We start from the raw sequence: 17686 nt of genomic DNA, 5'->3' as shown, positions 1-17686 counted from the left end.
AGACCACAATTTATCCCACGGCCGCGCTCGACCAGACCCCGACTCAGATTATGCAGTTAACCGCCGATTAACGATGGTGGTTGTTCTGTTAACACGATCGTCGAGGCGCTCCCCGGCGATTGGTGTCGCCGAGGTCTAATTTGACGATTTCGGCGTAAGGACGCGAGGGTCCCATGGCTATTTCTCTTTCCGCGCCGCGTACGACCGAGCTGAAGCCGCGCATCGTGGTCTTTGGTGTTGGCGGCGCTGGCGGCAACGCCGTGAACAACATGATCGAGGCTGGCCTCGAGGGTGTCGAGTTCGTGGTGGCCAACACCGACGCGCAGCAGCTGCAATTCGCCAAAACCGATCGGCGGATCCAGCTGGGCGTGCAAGTGACCCAAGGCCTGGGCGCCGGCGCGCACCCGGAAGTGGGCATGAGCGCCGCGGAAGAGTCCTTCCCCGAGATCGGCGAGCACCTCGACGGCGCGCACATGGTGTTCATCACCGCCGGCATGGGCGGCGGCACCGGCACCGGCGCGGCCCCGATCATCGCCAAGTGCGCCCGTGAGCGCGGCATCCTGACCGTCGGCGTCGTGACCAAGCCCTTCCACTTCGAAGGCCGTCACCGCATGCGCCTGGCCGACAGCGGCATTCAGGAACTGCAGCGTTACGTCGACACCCTCATCGTCATTCCGAACCAAAACCTGTTCCGCGTCGCTAACGAGCGCACGACTTTCGCCGAAGCCTTCGGCATGGCCGACCAGGTGCTGCACTCGGGCGTCCGCTCGATCACCGACCTGATGGTCCTGCCGGGCCTGATCAACCTCGACTTCGCCGACGTCCGCACGGTCATGACCGAGATGGGCAAGGCGATGATGGGCACCGGCGAGGGCACCGGCGAAGACCGCGCCCTGATGGCCGCTCAGAACGCCATCGCCAACCCGCTGCTGGACGAAGTCTCGCTGAAGGGCGCCAAGGCCGTGCTGGTCAACGTGACCGGCGGCATGGATATGACCCTGCTGGAAGTCGACGAGGCCGCCAACGCGATCTCGGACCAGGTCGATCCGGAAGCCAACATCATCTTCGGCGCGGCCTTCGACCCGTCGCTGGAAGGCGTGATCCGCGTGTCGGTGGTCGCCACCGGCATGGACGGTGCCTCGATCGCCCAGATCGAGCCCAAGCCGGTCACCCGCAACACCACCACCCAGCCGCTGATCGCCGACACCACCCGTCCGGCGCCCCAGCCTGAACCGGCGCGTCCGACCGCCCGCTACGAAGCGGCGCGTCCGGCCGAGCGTCCGTCCACGGCGTTCTCTTCGGCCTTCGCCCAGGCTCCGGAACCCGCTCAGGCTCCCGAGCCCGAGATCGTCATGTCGGCGCCGCAAGCCGAACCGGAAGCCGAGCTCTACTACGACGAACCGGTCGCCGAGGAGCCTCGTGTCGCCCAGCCGGCCGCTCGCCAGGTGAACCGCATCGTCGACCCGCTGGTCGACGAGGTCGCCGAAGAGCCGCTGTTCCCGGAGAGCAACTTCTACGAAGAGCGTCGTCCGCAAAAGCAAGGCGGCTGGCTCTCGATGTTCGGCGGTGGTCGCCAGCGCTATGAGCAACAGGCTTCGGCCCCGCAGCCTCAAGCGCGCGCCACCCAGAGCGTTCGCCCGCAGCTGGCGCCGATGGAAACGCCTCAAGCCGACGACGGCGAGGACTTGGAAATCCCGTCCTTCCTGCGCCGCCTGGCCAACTGAAAAGCGGACCCCAAACGGGGACCCAAATGACGAAGCGCCCCGGAGGAAACTCCGGGGCGTTTTGCGTTTCAGAGTTCGGAATGCAAAGTGTTATAAGATAACATTTCCGATTGAGGCGGCCCTCGAGAAGCGCTAGTTGTGTTACATTGTAACGCATGAGGCGCGCGTGACCGTCCAAGCTTCCAGGCCTTCGGGCCGTATCGACCGGCGTCTTCCCGTGACCGTGCTCTCGGGCTTCCTCGGCGCGGGCAAGACCACGCTTCTGAACCATGTCCTGGCCAACCGCGAAGGCAAGAAGGTCGCGGTCATCGTCAACGACATGAGCGAGGTGAACATCGACGCGGCGCTAGTCGCCGAGGGCGGGGCAGACCTGTCTCGCACCGACGAGACCTTGGTGGAGATGTCGAACGGCTGCATCTGCTGCACCCTGCGCGACGACCTGCTCAAGGAGGTGCGCCGCCTGGCCGCCGAGCGCCGCTTCGACTACCTGCTGATCGAGTCCACGGGCGTTTCCGAGCCCATGCCGGTCGCCGCGACCTTCGATTTCCGCGACGAGGCCGACCAGAGCCTGTCGGACGTGGCGCGCCTGGACACGATGGTCACCGTGGTCGACGCCTTCAACTTCCTCCGGGACTACGGCTCGCGCGACAGCCTGGCCGATCGCGGCGAAACGGCGGGGGAGGGCGACGAGCGCACGGTCGTTGATTTGCTGGTCGAGCAGATCGAATTCGCCGACGTCATCGTGCTGAACAAGACCGACCTGGTGTCGGCCCAGGACCTGGGGCGGCTAGAGGCGATCATCGCCACCTTCAATCCGCAAGCACGGATCGTCCGTTCCGAGCGTGGCGCGGTGGCGCTGGACGACGTGCTGGACACCGGCCTGTTCGACCCCGTCCGGGCCGAGGGCGCGGCGGGCTGGCAGAGGGCGCTGATGGGCGAGGTGCTTCCCGAGACCGAGGAGTACGGGATCAGCCACTTCGTCTATCGCGCGTCCAAGCCCTTCCATCCCGAGAAGCTGAAGGCCTGGCTGGACAGCGAATGGCCGGGCGTGATCCGGTCCAAGGGCTTCATGTGGCTGGCCACCCGCCACGATCGTGTCGGCGGCTGGAGCCAGGCCGGCGCGGTCACGCAGTTCGGCCCGCATGGCCGCTGGTGGGCCAGCGCGCCCGAAGCGTACTGGCCCGAAGACCCCGCTTGGCGCGCGGCGATCCAGAAGGTCTGGAAGCCCGCTCATGGCGACCGCCGCCAGGAGATCGTGCTGATCGGCCAGAACATGGACCGCGAGGCCCTGACCCGGGGCTTCGACGCCTGCCTGTTGTCCGATCTTCAGTTCGGCTTCGGCCCCAAGGCCTGGACCAAGCTGCCGGACCCGTTTCCGGCATGGGGATGAGGCCGGACGAAGACGTGGCCGATGACGACTTCCACGAGCCTTCGGCGGACTGGGTGGCGCGGCGGTTTGGCGTCAGCCTGGAGGAGGCCGAGTGGGTGCTGGTGCTCTACCGGTTCCAGGCGCTGTATCCGGAGGGGCCAGAGCCTGGGCGCTTCTATTGCGAGATTCTCTGACGCGGCCGCCTAGGCCTCGATCTCGACGGTGAAGCGGGCGTGATCGCCAGCGGTCAGGCCCGCCCGTCGGCGCACGTCCGCCTTCAGCGGCAGGAGAAAGCTTCCTGACCGCGAGTCCGGAAAGACCGATGTGTTCCAGCGGACCGGTCCGGCTTCGGCTTGAACCCGTATGGAGCCGAACCCCGTCCGCCTCCCACACAGAGCGCGCAGACCCATCGCGGCGTCGGCGGGAAGGGTCACGAAGAACCAGGCGCCGGCGCCGCCGCTCGCGGCCCAGACCTTGGCGTCGAACTCGTATCGCATGCGGGGGTCTCCGTTGATCCGTCGAAGACCATGGCGCGCGCCGCGCCTCGGCGTGTCAGGAACCCCTAGTCGATCTTCACGAACGGCGTTGAACCGCCGGTGACCTTGGGCAGTTCGCCGTTCCACTTCTCGATCGCCAGCTGCTGGAGGACCTGCGGGTTGGCGCGCAGCGCCTCGCCCTTGATGCGGATGGCCTCGGCCTCGCCGCGCGCCTTGGCGATCGCGGCGTTGGCGAGCGCGGTTTCCTTGGCCTCCAGCGCCTTGGCGGCCAGGGCTTCCTGCTCAAGCTGGGTCTTGGCCTGCATCTGCTGGATGATGGCGTTCGGATAACGGATCGAGCCGATCCAATCGAGCTGGCTGATATTGACCCCGTGCCGGGCCCACTTGCCGGCGACGCGGGCGTAGGCCTTCTGGATCACCATCTGGCGACCGCCGCTGTAGAGCGTTTCCACCCCGACCTTCTCGGCCTCGGCCGCCACGGCCGAGCGTACGTCGTTGCGGATCGGTCCATCCAGCAACTGGTCGAAGGACAGGCGATAGGTCTGATACAGGTTCGGGGCCGAGGCCGGATTGACCTGCAGGGTCACCGAGATGTCCGCCGTCATCGGCAGGCCGGTGTTGTCCGAGAAGGTGATCTCCTCGTTCTCGTTGCCGCGCTCATCGGCCTCGCGCGTGTAGCTGTAGGTGCGCTGGATCACTGGATATTGGATGATCCGTTCGCCGATACCGCGCAGGTACCAGCGGGCGGGCAGGGGCTCGGGCGCGACCCCGGCCGAGGCGCCGAGCGTGCGGATCTTGACCCCGACATTGCCGGGTTCGACCGTCGTGCTTTGAGTGACGACCGCGCACGAGCCCAGGAGCAACAGCAGGACTCCCGCCGTCCAGACCATGGCCTGCCGCGCGCCCATCTGTAACGGAGACTTCGACGGTTTGCTGGGCGGAAGGGCGAAAGGGCTGTCGGGCATGCGGCATCCTCGCGTGACGTCTTGCGCTCAATGGTAGAGCGGCAAGCGGGGCCGCGCGCAAGGCGTCTCTCCCCAGGGGCGGCTAAATCGGCTAGTTCGTCACTTTATGCCAATCCTGGCGGGAAAGCGGTCACGATGAAGCTCACGCGCGCCGATCGGAAGATCCTTCAGATCCTGCAGGAGGACGGCAAGATCTCGAACGTCGACCTGGCCGAGCGGGTGGGGCTGTCGCCCAGCCCCTGCCTGCGACGGGTCAAGCAGTTGGAGGCCTCGGGCCTGATCAGCGGCTATGTGGCGTTGCTGGACCGGCGCAAGGCCAAGCTGGACGTGCTGGCCTATGTCGAAGTGCAGGTGGACCGTCACAGCGAGGAGGCGGCCGAGGCTTTCAAGCAGGCGGTGTTGCGCGAGCCCGAGGTGGTCGGCTGCTATGTCATGACCGGCGGCTACGACTATTTGCTGAAGGTCGCCGTGCCCAACCTCGACGCCTATGCCGACTTCACGATGAAGCGCCTCTTGAAGATGCCGGCGGTGAAGGACATCCGCTCCTCGTTCGTGCTCGACACGCTGAAGGATTCCACGGCCCTGCCGCTCGACTATCTAGACTGATCACTTTGATGAAGATCAAGCGGCATGATTGGCATGATGTGACCTGAACCAGGTCCGATTGGGTCATGATTGCCACGTTCTGACTTCGGCTTCGCGATAAGCTGCCGCTTCTCATTGTTTGGAGCGGCCGCATGTTGGTTCTGGATCGCAAGCCCGTCAGCCCGGCTCTCGCCTCTCCGATGCGACCGGCGCTGGATAGCGTTCAGGCCTATCGCTCCGGCATGACCCTGGCCGAGGCCGGGCGTCGCACCGGGCGCTCGCGGTTCTCCAAGCTTGCCAGCAACGAGAACCTGTTGGGCGCCAGCCCTAAGGTCGCCGCCGCCGTGGCGGCCGCCATCGCCGAGCCCGAGCTCTATCCGGACCCCTATTGCGAGACGCTGCGCGCCGCGATCGGCGGACGGCTGGGCGTCGATCCCGCACGCGTCGTGGTCTCTCCGGGTTCCGAAGCCCTGATCGACTATCTGTTCCGCGCGGTGCTGCACCCGGGCGACACGCTGCTGATGTCTAGCCCGACCTTCCCGGCCTACGACATCTTCGCTCGTTGCGCCGAGGCCAAGATCGTCGACGTGCCGCGCCTGGCCAACTTCGACCTCGACGTGCCGGCCTTCAAGGCGGCCGCGGCGCTGGGGCCCAAACTGCTGGTCCTGTGCACGCCGAACAATCCGACCGGGAACGCCCTGACGGCTTCGGACATCGAAGAGATCCTGTCGGTTACGCCCCGCTCTACCCTGGTCTTCGTCGACGAGGCCTATCGTGAGTACCACGAGGCCTTCGACACCTTCGCCCTGCTGGACGCCTGGGGCGGTCCGTGGGTCTCTGCCCGCACCTTCTCCAAGGCCTATGGTCTGGCCGGCATGCGGGTGGGCTACGGGATCGCCTCGTCGGCCGAGCTGGTCGGTTATCTCGACCGCCTACGGCCGGCCTTCAACGTCACCGCCGTCAGCCAGGCCGCCGCCTTGGCCGCCTGGGACGACCAGGCGCATCTGGCTCGCACCGTCGCCCTGACCATCGCCGAGCGCGGCCGCATCGAGGCGGCTCTGGACGATCTGGGCGTCGAGCACACGCGCGGCGAGGCCAACTTCGTCTTCCTGCGCGCCCCTGCTGGCCCCGACGCGACCGCCGCGCGTTTGTTGCAGGAAGGCCTGATCATCCGCCCGACGCCGGTCGCCGGTGGCTGGGTCCGGATCACCATCGGCCGCCCGGCCGACAACGACGCCCTGATCGCCGCCCTGCCGGCGGCGCTGGCGAAATAAGAATTCTCTAGGGAGAGAGCCGCCCATGACCCTCGTCACCGACCAGAACCCCCTGGGCCTCGACGGCTTCGAATTCGTCGAGTTCACCAGCCCCGATCCGGCCGCCATGAAGGCCCTGATCGAGCAACTGGGCTTCGTCGCCGCCAGCCAGCATCCGACCAAGGCCGCGACCCGCTACAAGCAGGGCCGTATCAACCTGATCGTCAACGAAGAGCCGGCCGGCCAGGTCGCGGACTTCCGCGCCGAGCACGGCCCGTCGGCCAACGGCATGGCCTTCCGCGTCGAGGACGCCGAGGCCGCCTATGCCGAGGCTATCAAGCGCGGCGCCAAGCCGGCCGACGCCAGCCGCTCGCTGCTGGGCGAGGGCGCCAAGGTGCTGGAAGGCATCGGCGGCTCCTTGCTCTATCTGGTCGACCGCTACGGCGACGCCGGCACGATCTATGACAGCTGGGAGCAGGTTCCGGGCGCGGCCCTGGCCGAGGCCAAGAACAATGTCGGCCTCGACCTGCTGGACCACCTGACCCACAACGTGAAGCGTGGCCAGATGCGCACCTGGTCGACCTTCTACAATCAGGTCTTCGGCTTCGAGGAGCAGAAGTACTTCGACATCAAGGGCCAGGCGACCGGCCTGTTCAGCCAGGCGATGATCGCGCCCGACAAGGCCATCCGCATTCCGCTGAACGAGAGCCAGGACGACAAGAGCCAGATCGAGGAGTTCATCCGCCAGTACAACGGCGAGGGCATCCAGCACCTGGCCCTGACCACCGACAATATCTACGACACCGTCGAGAAGCTGCGCGCCCGGGGCGTGAAGCTGCAGGACACGATCGAGACCTACTACGAGCTGGTCGACAAGCGCGTGCCCGGCCACGGCGAGGACCTGGAGCGCCTGCGCAAGAACCGCATCCTGATCGACGGCGCGGTCGGCGAAGAGGGCCTGTTGCTGCAGATTTTCACCGAAAACCTGTTCGGCCCGATCTTCTTCGAGATCATCCAGCGCAAGGGCAATGAGGGCTTCGGCAACGGCAACTTCCAGGCGCTGTTCGAGAGCATCGAGCTGGATCAGATCCGGCGCGGGGTCATCACGGTCGAGGCTTGATCCAAGCCTAACCTTGCGTGTCATCCCGGCCGTAGCGCAGCGAAGAGCCGGGACCCAGGGGCGATCGCAGTGTGCCGGCTCCTGGGTCCCGGATCGGCCTTGCAGGCCGTCCGGGATGACACTGTAATTGTGCTCAAGAAATTGAGAGGGGCGTCGATGGACCTCCGCTACCAAACCGGCTTCGGCTCCTACTTCGAGACAGAGGCGCATCCCGGCGCCCTGCCGGTGGGCCAGAACTCGCCGCAGAAGGTTCCCTTCGGCCTCTATGCGGAGCAGCTGTCGGGCTCGGCCTTCACCGCGCCGCGCCACGAAAACCGCCGGAGCTGGCTATACCGCCTGCGGCCGAGCGCCGGCCACGGGCCTTACGCGCCCTATGCGCAGGACAAGCTGGTCTCGGCCTTCGGCGGGCCGGTGACGCCCAACCGGCTGCGTTGGGACCCGCTGGAGATCCCGGCGCAGCCGACGGACTTCGTCGACGGCCTTGTGACGCTGGCCGGGAACGGCGACGCCGCGACGCTGTCGGGCATCGGCGTGCACATCTATCTGGCCAACGCCTCGATGCGGAACCGGGTGTTCTACGACGCGGACGGCGAGCTGCTGATCGTGCCGCAGCAGGGCGTTCTGACCCTGGTCACCGAGTTTGGCGTCCTGACCGCCGGTCCCGGCCACATCGCGGTGATCCCGCGCGGCGTGCGGTTTCGGGTCGAGGTCGAGGGGCCTTCGCGTGGCTATGTCTGCGAGAACTACGGCGCGGCCTTCCGCCTGCCGGAGCTGGGGCCGATCGGCGCCAATGGCCTGGCCAATCCGCGCGACTTTGAGACACCCGTGGCGGTCTTCGAGGACGTCGACACGCCGACGGAGGTGATCCAGAAGTTCCAGGGCGCGCTGTGGGCGGCCGAATGGGACCACAGCCCGCTGGACGTCGTGGCCTGGCACGGCAATCTCGCGCCGTACCGCTACGACCTGTCGCGGTTCAACACGATCAACACGGTCAGCTTCGACCATCCCGATCCGTCGATCTTCACCGTGCTGACCTCGCCCAGCGACACGCCAGGCGTGGCCAACTGCGACTTCGTGATCTTCCCGCCGCGCTGGATGGTGGCCGAGCACACCTTCCGCCCGCCCTGGTTCCACCGCAACGTGATGAGCGAGTTCATGGGGCTGGTGGACGGCGCCTACGACGCTAAGGAAGGCGGCTTCGTGCCGGGCGGCGCGTCCCTGCACAACTGCATGAGCGACCATGGCCCCGACGTCGCCAGCCACCGTAAGGCCACGGAAGCCGAGCTGGCGCCGCACAAGATCGACGGGACCCTGGCCTTCATGTTCGAGAGCCGCTGGGTGATCCGGCCGACCAAGTTCGCGCTGGAGACTTCGGCGCTTCAGGACGACTATGACGCCTGCTGGTCGGGCTTCCCCAAGGCTCGCTTGCCGTAACAACAACAAGAAGGAAGCGCCAATGAAGCTCGCGTCTCTCAAGGGCGGCCGCGATGGCCGGCTGGTGGTGGTGTCCAACGACCTGGCCTGGTTCACCGACGCGGGCACGGTCGCGCCGACGCTGCAGGCCGCGCTCGACGATTGGGAGCGTTGCGAGCCGATGCTGCGCGGCCTGGCCGAAAGCCTCGAGCACGGCGCGGTGCCGCGCGAGCGCTTCCACGAGCACGACGCGGCCAGCCCCCTGCCGCGCGCCTATCAGTGGGTGGACGGCTCGGCCTATGTGAACCACGTCCAGCTGGTGCGAAAAGCGCGCGGGGCCGAAATGCCCGAGACCTTCTGGACCGATCCGCTGATGTATCAGGGCGCTTCGGACGGCTTCCTGGCGCCCCGCGATCCAATACCGCTCGCCGACGCCAGCTGGGGCTGCGACCTGGAAGGCGAGATCGCGGTGATCACCGGCGACGTGCCGCTGGGCGCCAGCCGCGAGGAGGCCCTGGCCGCCATTCGCCTGGTGATGCTCTGCAACGACGTCTCCCTGCGCAACCTGATCCCGGCCGAGTTGGCCAAGGGCTTCGGCTTCCTTCAATCCAAGCCCGCCAGCGCCTTCTCGCCGGTGGCGGTGACCCCCGGCGCGCTGGGCGAGGCCTGGAAGGACGGCAAGCTGCACGGCGCCCTGCTGGTCGAGCTGGACGGCAAGGACTTCGGTCGCGCCGACGCCGGCGTCGACATGACCTTCGACTTCGGGACCCTGGTGGCCCACGCGGCCAAGACGCGTCCGCTGTGCGCCGGCACGATCGTCGGCTCGGGCACGGTCAGCAATCGCGACGCCGACGGCGGCCCCGGCAAGCCGATCGGCGAAGGCGGCCTGGGCTATTCGTGCCTGGCCGAGTTGCGCACCGTCGAAACGATCGTGCATGGCGCGCCCAAGACGCCGTTCCTGCTGGGGGGCGACACGGTCCGCATCGAGATGAAGGACGCCAAGGGGCACTCGATCTTCGGCGCCATCGAGCAGACGGTCGAGCGGATTTGACGGACGAGACGGCGACCGCCGACGCCTCGGTTTCCGGGGGGCGGATCTGGGAGACGCGGGCCGGGATCAATCTCGGCCCCCTCGATCTGATCCCCGACGGCGGCGCGCGCAACTACGTCCTGCGGATCGGCGAGAAGCGCTTTCACGGCTTCGTGGTGCGAAGAGGCGAGGCGGTGTTCGGCTATGTCGACCGCTGCCCGCACGCGGGCCTGCCCCTTGCTCAGGAGCTTGACCGCTATCTGACCCCGGACGGCGCGCTGATCGCCTGCTTGTGGCACGGGGCCGTATTCACGGTGGAGGAGGGCGCCTGCGTCGGCGGGCCGTGCGTGGGGGCGAAGCTGTCTCCGTGGCCCGTCGAGGCGCGCGACGGACGGATCCATACCGCTTAGGGCGTGTCAGGGATCAGGATCTCGCCTGGTGGATTTCCCGACGCCGGCGCCATCGAGGGATTGCCGGGATAGTGTTCGCCATTGAACCGCAGGCGGGCCTCGCGCGGCTTGGCGCCGCCGCCCGAGACGAAGACGCCGATATCTCGCCAACCTCGCGTCCCGCTCGCCAGGCGCCGGATCGGCGCCTGGGCCACGCTGGCGCGCAGCACCACCCGATAGCCAGCCCCTTTCGGGGAGAGGACATAGAGGTTGCAGCCGCCGCTCCCGCACGTCTCTCGTCCGGTGGCGTAGACAAAGACCTCAAGCGCCTTGTCGCCGTTCAGGTCCGCTTGCGCGCTGGCATAGGTCTCCGCCCGCAGAACATCCCGGATATAGGCGCGGGCGGCGGCGGGGAGCGGCGGCGAAGCTGACGAGAGGAGCGCGATGGCGGCCAGGGCGATCATGGAGCGCATGATAGGCCGCTGGAGGCGCCGGCCAAGAGCGGCGTTCGCCGGGACAAAAAAGAACGGCCGCCTCCCAGGAGGAGAAGGCGGCCGAGTCATTGGGAGGAAACGCCCTAAAGGGCTGAATTCCATATAGCCGCTTGAAACGGCCGCGACAACGTTGTCAGGAAAATTATTTCGCGTAGCGGTGAAATCCGTCGCCCGCGCTTTTCGCGGGGCGACGGCGCCCTGGCGACTACTTCTTCTTCGCCGCCTGGACCTCGATCTCGACCAGCATGCCGTCCTGCACGAGGGCGGTGATCTGGCTGGTGATGCGGGACGGCTTGTTGGGCTGGGTCGCGGTGCCGAAGTAGGTCTTGTAGCCCTCCATCATGCCGGCGAAGTCCATCTTGCCGCCCTTGGCGGGATCGCCGACCAGCAGGACGCGCATCATCACGACATCGGCCATGGTGGCGCCCTGGCTCTTCAGGGCGGTTTCGATGCGGCCCAGCACGCCCAGGGTCTGGGTCTTGGTGTCGCCGAACTTGGCCACGCCCGTGGCTTTGTCGTCGATGACCGGCGGGGTCATGCCCGAGACGTAGATGGTGTCAAAGCCGGCCGGCACGGTGACGACGCTGGCGATCGGCGACTTGGGGTCGCCGCCGCGCACGATTTCCTGGGCGTTCGCCGCGCCGGCGAGAGCGCAGGCGGCGAGGGCGAGGGTGATGAGGCGTTTCATGGTTTCTTCCCTGGATTGAGTGTTGAGGATCAGTGGGCTTGGAGGCCGCGGGCCTTGGCTTCGGCCCTGGCCGCGGCGCGGGCGGCGGAGACTTCGGCGGCTTTGACGCCCGGCGCCTTGTTGCTCCAGGACGAGCGAACATAGGTCAGGATGGCCGCCAGATCAGCGTCCGAGAGGTCATCCTTGAAGGCGGGCATGCCCGCGCGGCCGTTCAGCACCGTGGTGATCACCACCTTGGGCGGGCCCTTCACGAGCGGCGCGCCGTCCAGGGGCGGGAAGGCGCCCTTGACGCCCTTGCCGTTGGCCTGGTGGCAGGCCGAGCAGTTGTCCATGAACAGGGACTTGCCGTCGGCGGACGCGATCGCCGGAGCGGCGAGGCCGCCGACGAGCGCCAGGGCGGCGAGACGATAGGCGAAAGTCATGCGTTTCCCCGGTACTTCTTAAGCTTGCTGGACGCGGGCGTGGATCTTGGCGATCTGCTGCCAAGCCGACTCGATGGCGCCGGCCTGCCACCCGCCTAGGTAGCTCATGTGCTCGCCGGCCAGATAGAGGCGGCCGTCTGGCTCGCAGAGCACCGGATAGGCCTCCTTGCGTCCGGTCGGGCTCCATTCGGCCCAGCCGCCAAGATTGTGCTCCGCCAGGTGCCAGCAGAAGGAAAAGGCGTTCTCGTAGTTCTCGGCGTATTCGGGGAAGACCTTCTGGCCCGCCGCGACGGCGTAGGCCGCGCGGTCGGCCGGGCTCTTGGCGCTGATCCGGGCCGCCTCGCCGCCGAACATGTAGAAGCCCAGCAGCACGCCTTTCTGACCCTGCCAGCCGTAGGAGGGGAGGGTGATCGAGTTGATGGGCATGTCGGTATAGACGTGGCCGCCGTAGATGTGGTGCTTCTCCTCCCAGAAGCGCGACTTCATCTGCAGGCCGATCTTGTTGACCGGCGCGTAGGCGACGCCCGCCATCGCCGCCTTGAATGGCGCTGAGGCGTCCAGGTCGATCTGCTTCAGCACGCTGAGCGGGATGGTGCACAGGCAGTAGTCGGCGGTGACCTCGCCGGTCTTGCCGTCGGCCCCCTTGAACGAGACCGTCACGCCGCTGGGCGACTGCTTGATCTTCTCGACCACGGTCGAGTAGCGGATCATCGACCCGACGTGCTTCTCGAAGCCCTTGGCGATCTGGTCCATGCCGCCGATCGGCTGCAGCATGGTGCGCTGCTGCTCGTAGCCGGTGACCGAGCTGAGGACGCGCCAGGCGTTGCTGTCGAGCACGTCCTTGAAGGCGAACGGCGGCAGTTCCTTGCCGGGGCCGGGATCGACGCCCGCGCCCGGGTGCACCGAGAAGCCGCGGCCTTCGGTGCCCTTGTAGGTCAGGTCCGACTTCGACAGGCGGCCTTCGTTCACGAGGTAGGCGATGAATTTCTCGCGATCCAGCCCCGAGAGCGGCGCGTCCAGTTGCCCCTGGCTGGCCGCCTTGGCGACCACCTCGGCGGTGTAGCCTCGGATGTCGGCGGCGATCTCGCCCTTTCGCACGGGCTTGCCGGCCAGCGGTCCCGTCGCCTTTTCGAAGTAGACGTAAGACGCGTCGTTGTCGTTGACGAAGCTCTCCAGCGGGACGCCGAACGTCTTGGTGTAGTGCAGGGTCGAGCGGTGGTGGTACGGGATCCGCCAGGGGCCGTGGTTGATGTAGTGGCCTTCGTCGAACTCGCAGGTCTGGGTGTTGCCGATCAGGTCGGTGTGCTTGAAGCCCTTGCGCGCGGTCTGGCAGCGGCCGCCGGCGAACGAACGCGCCTCCAGCACCTGCACCTGATAGCCGGCCTTGCTGAGCTCGTAGGCCGCGGTCATGCCCGCCAGGCCCGCGCCCAGGATCACGACCTTGGTGTTCTTGGCGCCGCCGGTCAGCTCGGGCGGCAGTTCGGTGGCCGAGGCCTGGGAGAAGCCGAGGGCTTCCATGCCCGACAGAACCAGAGACATACCGCCGACGGCGGCCAGGCTTTCGAAGAAACGCCGACGCGTGAGAACGCCACTCGCCGGTACTGAATCCAATCCGCTCATCAATCCCCGCCCTTGTTGTTGGCCCGACATCGACGAGACGTCCGGCGCCGCCGCGGCAACCTCGCGCCGCGACAGGCCGTATCTCGAAATCCCGCCCCGCCGACGTGCAATCCGTTTTCAGTCGAGACGTGGACTGACATCTTGGACGCCTGACCATTGGGCGCCTAAAGCAGGCTTTGAGCGATCGGTGAGCGAGGCTGAAAGATCGCCAGGGACTCGCCGAATCCTTGTTTTTCTGGCGCGTTCGCACGCTCATGGGAGTCTCATGACCTTGGCCGCCAAACCCCTTCGTCTGCGTCTCGCCCGCTCCGAGGACATGCCGGTTCTGTCGGCGCTGATGGATAGGGCGATCGGCGAATTGCTGCCCGCCTTCCTGCCGCCCGAGGGCGTCACGGCGTCCTACGAGGTGATGGGCCTCGACACCCAACTGATCGCCGACGGGACCTATTTCGTGGTGGAGGACGGCGAGGAAATCGCGGGTTGCGGCGGTTGGAGCCGTCGCGCCACCCTGTTCGGCGGCGACCACTCCGCCGGTCGCGACGCGGCGTTGCTGGATCCCGCCACGGACGCGGCAAGGGTGCGGGCGATGTACACCCATCCCGATCACACGCGGAAGGGCGTTGGTCGGATGATCCTCGAGGCCTGCGAGAACGCGGCACGAAGCGAGGGTTTCGCGCGGGCCGAGATGGCCGCGACCATGGGCGGCGCGCCGCTGTATCGCGCTTGCGGCTATCACGACATCGAGCCGTTCGAGGCCGCGACGTCCAGCGGCTATCGGGTGCCTTTGATCCGGATGGGCAAGGCGCTGTAGGCCTCCATGCAAAAGGGGCGGATCTTTCGATCCGCCCCTTCGCGTCCTGGCGCAGGCTCTCGTCTAGAACGAGAAGGTCAGGCGACCATAGTAGTAGCCGCCGTTGATGCCGTAGGGCGAGAACGACGGATATTGGGTGACGCAACCGCCGCCGCTGGCGACGCAGGCGGCCTGATAGGCGGCCGTGAACTTGTCCGGATACTTGTTGAACAGGTTGTTGGCCCCGATCGCGGCGACGACGCCCATCGGGAACTTGTAGGAGAGTTCCGCGTCGGTGATCGCCGTGGCGCTGGCCACGTTGTTCTGCAGCGGACCCGTGCCGGGGTCGGACAGGGCGGAAGCCTTGCCGTAGAAGGTCTCGGTCACGTTTAGGGTCAGCTTGCCGTACGAATAGAGACCGTTCAGCCCGACCTTGTACTTCGGCGCGGCCTTCTCGAGCAGCGAGGCGGCGTTGCCGGCGAACAGGACCTGGCCGGTCGGGAAGGCGGTGGAGGTGACGCCCAGGGCGGCCGGGGCGGCCTTGACCTTGGTGATCTTGGTCTTGTTGACGTTGCCGCTCAGCGTCCAGTCGATCCGCCCGTAGTCGCCCAGGTCGGTCGGGTACGAGACCACCACGTCCAGGCCGCGGGTGCGGGTGTCGAGGCCGTTCGAGAAGATGTTGATGCCGGTGCTGGTCACCGTGCTGTCCAGCACGTTGCCGTTGGCGGCGATCGCGGCGTTGACGTTCGGGTTGACGACCACGCCGTTGCGAATGCCGTAGACCGCGCTGGAACCGAAGATCCGGTTCTTCAACTTGATCTGGTAGGCGTCGATCGTGGCCGTCAGCTTGGGCAGCGGGTGAGCCACGATCCCCAGGCTGAAGTTGGTCGACTTCTCGGGCTTCAGCTCGTCGATGCCCAAGAGGCGAGCGGCGCTGGAGTTCGGGGCCAACTGAACGAAGGCGCTGGTCGGCGAGACGTTGGTGGCCGAGTAGAACGACTCCGCCAGGGTCGGGGCGCGGAAGCCGGTCGAGACCGTGCCGCGTACGGCGAACATCTCGTTGAAGTCGTAGCGGCTGGTCAGCTTGGCGACGGTGGTGTCGCCAAAGTCGCTGAACTTCTCGTAGCGCAGGGCCGCGTCGACCTTCCAGGCCTCGACCGGCGAGGCGGCGACGTCGGTATAGACGGCCCAGCTGGTGCGCGAGTGGCCGCCGGCGTCGGTCTTCGAGAAGCCCGGATACGACTGCGAGCCTTCCTTGTAGGTCGAGGCCGCGTCGCCGGCGCCGATGCGGTAGGTGTCGCGGCGCTGCTCGTAGCCGAAGGCCACGTCCAGAGGCGCGGACAGGCCGACGTCGAAGCCGCGACGGACGTCCAGGTTGTTGGTCCACTGCGTGGTGCGCCAGCTGCCGGCGTGGAACGAGGTCGGGGTGAAGCCCTTGGACGTCAGGGTCGAGGTGTCGGCGTAGAGGCTGGCGTTGGCCGAGTCCTCGACGCGGACCTCGATGTCGTCCTTGCCGTAGGTCGACGACAGGTCGACGTCCCAGCCGGCCACCTTGCCGGATACGCCCAAGGTCAGGCCGTAGTCGTCCTCGATAATGCGCTCGCGGGGGCTGAAGCCCAGCGGGAAGGGCCGGTCGGCCGCGCCCTGCTTGCCCTGCACGCGGTTATAGCGGCGATAGTTTTCGTAGGCCGAGGCGTCCTTGTGCCCATAAGTGCCGAACGAATAGACCTCGAAGTCCCCCGGCAAATCCGCGCCGGCGTTGAAGGCCAAGTTCTGCATCCGGTACTCGGCGTCGCCCGAGATCAGGTTCAGGTTCGGATAGCCCGGGATCTTGCTTTCGATCGCGTTATGGGCTGCCGAGTAGCTGGGGCTGGCGGGGTTGAACACGCGCTGATCGGGCAGGCCGCGGTTGGAGAAGCCGTGGTACTTGGCCTCGACCGTGATGTTCAGATAGCTGCTCTCGGTCGGCGACATGCCGATATTGACCGAGCCGCCGGCTGTCTTGCCGCCGCCATCGAAGTACTCGCCGCCGGTGGCCGAGATCGAGCCGCCCGAGCTGTTCTTCTTCAGGATGATGTTGACGACGCCGGCGATGGCGTCGGTGCCGTACTGGGCGGCCGCGCCGTCGGTCAGCACTTCGATGCGGCCAATGCCGGCCATCGGAATGAAGCCGAGGTCCGCGGCGGCGGCGCCTTGGTAGACGCCCGAGAGGACCGCCAGGTTGCCGGTGGTGTGGCGGCGCTTGCCGTTGACCAGCACCAGGGCCTGGTTAGGCGACAGGCCGCGCAGGCGGGCCGACAGGGTCAGGTTGGCGGTGTCGCCGCCAAAGGCCTGCGCGTTGAACGACGGCACCAGATTGGCCAGGCCCAGGCGTAGGTCCACCTGGCCGGTGCGCTCAAGCGTGGAGGTGTCGACGACTTGGACGGGGGCGGGGCTGTCGATGACACGCAAGCCCGTCTGGCGCGTGCCGGTGACGATGATTTGGTCGACCTCGGTCTGGTCGGGCGGCGTGGCCGCGGCGTCGGCCGCGAAAGCCTGTGCAGAGTATCCCATAGTAACCGACAAAGCGGAAATGCCCGCCAACAGTGCGGGTTTAAAACGTCGATTCATAAACTACCCCCTCATTCTATTTATTGATGCGCCTAGATTCCCTTCTCCATGGCGTTTTTCTCCCGACGATTATGTTTTTTGACGCGGGCACTGAAAATCATCGGCAACTGGCCGATCTATTCATTGGGGGGAGAAGTTTCGGCGTTCGGCAATGCGGGGGCGGTCGGAAAGCGCGATAACCGCGCCGGCGCCCAATGGGCGCCGTTTTGCGCGGCGGTCGGTCTCGGATTTTAGGCAGAACGTCGTTTTTGTTCGTGGTCGGAAATCACGCGGAGCGTGTGCGATGGGTCGTGCTCACGCGCAAAGGCGCATCGGTTCGGCCATTTCATCGGTCTCTTCGGTCTCGAAGAGATCGAAGGCCTCTTCCCAGGCGGTGAGGCGGGAATCGCGCAATTCGGCGTCGTCGGTGACCCGCACGATCTGGTCCTCGCGATCGTTCCACACCAGGCCAATGTCGGTGACCCGCTCGGCGTCCCGGCCCAGCAACAGGAAGATGTCGGCCTTGGCGGCGCGTTCGTGGCTGATCCGGCGCAGGGTGCGACCGCCGCCCAGGTCGCGATGGATGTCGGCATAGTCGAGCACGGCCGAGATCATGGCGGCGTTGACGGGGGCGATGGCCCAGGGGGAACAGGCGAAGCGCGACATCAAGGGCTCCTCTCCAATCTCGATGTTCGAAGATTGTTCGCGCGCTGCGACAGAAACGGTCGTATAAGCTCT

At 66.7% G+C, this 17686-nt stretch carries 18 protein-coding genes and 1 pseudogene; 11 read left to right on the top strand and 8 right to left on the bottom strand.

What is annotated here, in order from left to right:
• Positions 1-173: 173 nt before the first annotated feature.
• From ftsZ to J2728_RS21550, 3 genes are all read left to right on the top strand, one after another.
• Positions 174-1724 carry a cell division protein FtsZ gene (gene ftsZ, locus J2728_RS21560; protein ID WP_310002236.1) on the top strand — a complete coding sequence of 517 codons (1551 nt, stop codon included), beginning with the start codon at positions 174-176 and terminating at the stop codon, positions 1722-1724.
• A 166-nt stretch (positions 1725-1890) separates the two neighbouring features.
• Positions 1891-3114 carry a zinc metallochaperone GTPase ZigA gene (gene zigA, locus J2728_RS21555; protein ID WP_310002235.1) on the top strand — a complete coding sequence of 408 codons (1224 nt, stop codon included), beginning with the start codon at positions 1891-1893 and terminating at the stop codon, positions 3112-3114.
• Positions 3115-3128: 14 nt separating this feature from the next.
• A complete protein-coding gene (locus J2728_RS21550) occupies positions 3129-3287 on the top strand; it encodes a hypothetical protein (RefSeq protein ID WP_310002234.1) in 159 nt (52 codons plus the stop codon).
• A gap of 9 nt (positions 3288-3296) precedes the next feature.
• On the opposite strand, the gene J2728_RS21545 is transcribed toward J2728_RS21550, so the two are convergent.
• Together J2728_RS21545 and J2728_RS21540 are read right to left on the bottom strand one after the other, a co-directional pair.
• A complete protein-coding gene (locus J2728_RS21545) occupies positions 3297-3590 on the bottom strand; it encodes a DUF1905 domain-containing protein (protein ID WP_310002233.1) in 294 nt (97 codons plus the stop codon).
• A 65-nt stretch (positions 3591-3655) separates the two neighbouring features.
• A complete protein-coding gene (locus tag J2728_RS21540; RefSeq protein ID WP_310002232.1) occupies positions 3656-4555 on the bottom strand; it encodes an SPFH domain-containing protein in 900 nt (299 codons plus the stop codon).
• A gap of 135 nt (positions 4556-4690) precedes the next feature.
• Here J2728_RS21540 and J2728_RS21535 point away from each other — a divergent pair, with 135 nt between their 5' ends.
• From J2728_RS21535 to J2728_RS21505, 7 genes and pseudogenes are all read left to right on the top strand, one after another.
• A complete protein-coding gene (locus J2728_RS21535; protein WP_310002231.1) occupies positions 4691-5161 on the top strand; it encodes an Lrp/AsnC family transcriptional regulator in 471 nt (156 codons plus the stop codon).
• 131 nt (positions 5162-5292) lie between these two features.
• Entirely contained in the window at positions 5293-6414 is a 1122-nt protein-coding gene (gene hisC / locus J2728_RS21530; protein WP_310002230.1) for a histidinol-phosphate transaminase, read from the top strand.
• Between the two features lie 25 nt (positions 6415-6439).
• Positions 6440-7513: a 4-hydroxyphenylpyruvate dioxygenase gene (gene hppD / locus J2728_RS21525; protein WP_310002228.1), complete on the top strand. Its 1074-nt coding sequence runs from the start codon at positions 6440-6442 to the stop codon at positions 7511-7513.
• A gap of 15 nt (positions 7514-7528) precedes the next feature.
• A pseudogene (locus tag J2728_RS21520) lies at positions 7529-7639 on the top strand (hypothetical protein); the annotation flags it as partial.
• A 30-nt stretch (positions 7640-7669) separates the two neighbouring features.
• Complete coding sequence (gene hmgA, locus J2728_RS21515) at positions 7670-8947, top strand: homogentisate 1,2-dioxygenase (protein WP_310002227.1); 1278 nt, start codon at positions 7670-7672, stop codon at positions 8945-8947.
• 22 nt (positions 8948-8969) lie between these two features.
• Positions 8970-9977: a fumarylacetoacetate hydrolase family protein gene (locus J2728_RS21510; RefSeq protein ID WP_310002226.1), complete on the top strand. Its 1008-nt coding sequence runs from the start codon at positions 8970-8972 to the stop codon at positions 9975-9977.
• The gene (locus tag J2728_RS21505; protein WP_310002225.1) at positions 9974-10366 is read left to right on the top strand and encodes a Rieske (2Fe-2S) protein; all 393 of its coding nucleotides are present in this window, start codon (positions 9974-9976) and stop codon (positions 10364-10366) included. Before J2728_RS21510 ends, J2728_RS21505 begins: the two co-directional genes overlap by 4 nt.
• Here J2728_RS21505 and J2728_RS21500 read toward each other — a convergent pair.
• From J2728_RS21500 to J2728_RS21485, 4 genes are all read right to left on the bottom strand, one after another.
• On the bottom strand, positions 10363-10818 hold the full coding sequence (locus tag J2728_RS21500; RefSeq protein ID WP_310002224.1) for a hypothetical protein: 456 nt from the start codon (positions 10816-10818) through the stop codon (positions 10363-10365). The genes J2728_RS21505 and J2728_RS21500 overlap by 4 nt on opposite strands.
• A 226-nt stretch (positions 10819-11044) precedes the next feature.
• Positions 11045-11527: a RidA family protein gene (locus J2728_RS21495; RefSeq protein WP_310002223.1), complete on the bottom strand. Its 483-nt coding sequence runs from the start codon at positions 11525-11527 to the stop codon at positions 11045-11047.
• A 29-nt stretch (positions 11528-11556) separates the two neighbouring features.
• Complete coding sequence (locus J2728_RS21490; protein ID WP_310002222.1) at positions 11557-11949, bottom strand: c-type cytochrome; 393 nt, start codon at positions 11947-11949, stop codon at positions 11557-11559.
• 18 nt (positions 11950-11967) lie between these two features.
• The gene (locus tag J2728_RS21485; RefSeq protein WP_310002221.1) at positions 11968-13569 is read right to left on the bottom strand and encodes a flavin monoamine oxidase family protein; all 1602 of its coding nucleotides are present in this window, start codon (positions 13567-13569) and stop codon (positions 11968-11970) included.
• 265 nt (positions 13570-13834) lie between these two features.
• Here J2728_RS21485 and J2728_RS21480 point away from each other — a divergent pair, with 265 nt between their 5' ends.
• On the top strand, positions 13835-14380 hold the full coding sequence (locus J2728_RS21480; protein WP_310002220.1) for a GNAT family N-acetyltransferase: 546 nt from the start codon (positions 13835-13837) through the stop codon (positions 14378-14380).
• A 63-nt stretch (positions 14381-14443) separates the two neighbouring features.
• Here J2728_RS21480 and J2728_RS21475 read toward each other — a convergent pair whose 3' ends face one another.
• Both J2728_RS21475 and J2728_RS21470 read right to left on the bottom strand, forming a co-directional pair.
• A complete protein-coding gene (locus J2728_RS21475; RefSeq protein WP_310002219.1) occupies positions 14444-16912 on the bottom strand; it encodes a TonB-dependent receptor plug domain-containing protein in 2469 nt (822 codons plus the stop codon).
• A gap of 351 nt (positions 16913-17263) precedes the next feature.
• Positions 17264-17614, bottom strand: a complete 351-nt coding sequence (locus tag J2728_RS21470; RefSeq protein ID WP_310002218.1) for a hypothetical protein — start codon at positions 17612-17614, stop codon at positions 17264-17266.
• Between the last annotated feature and the right edge of the window lie 72 nt (positions 17615-17686).

The organism is Caulobacter segnis (assembly GCF_031454995.1).
GTDB classification, from domain to species: domain Bacteria; phylum Pseudomonadota; class Alphaproteobacteria; order Caulobacterales; family Caulobacteraceae; genus Caulobacter; species Caulobacter segnis_E.
The sequence above is the reverse complement of the archived record's forward strand: the minus strand, read 5'-3'. Positions and strand labels throughout refer to the sequence as shown.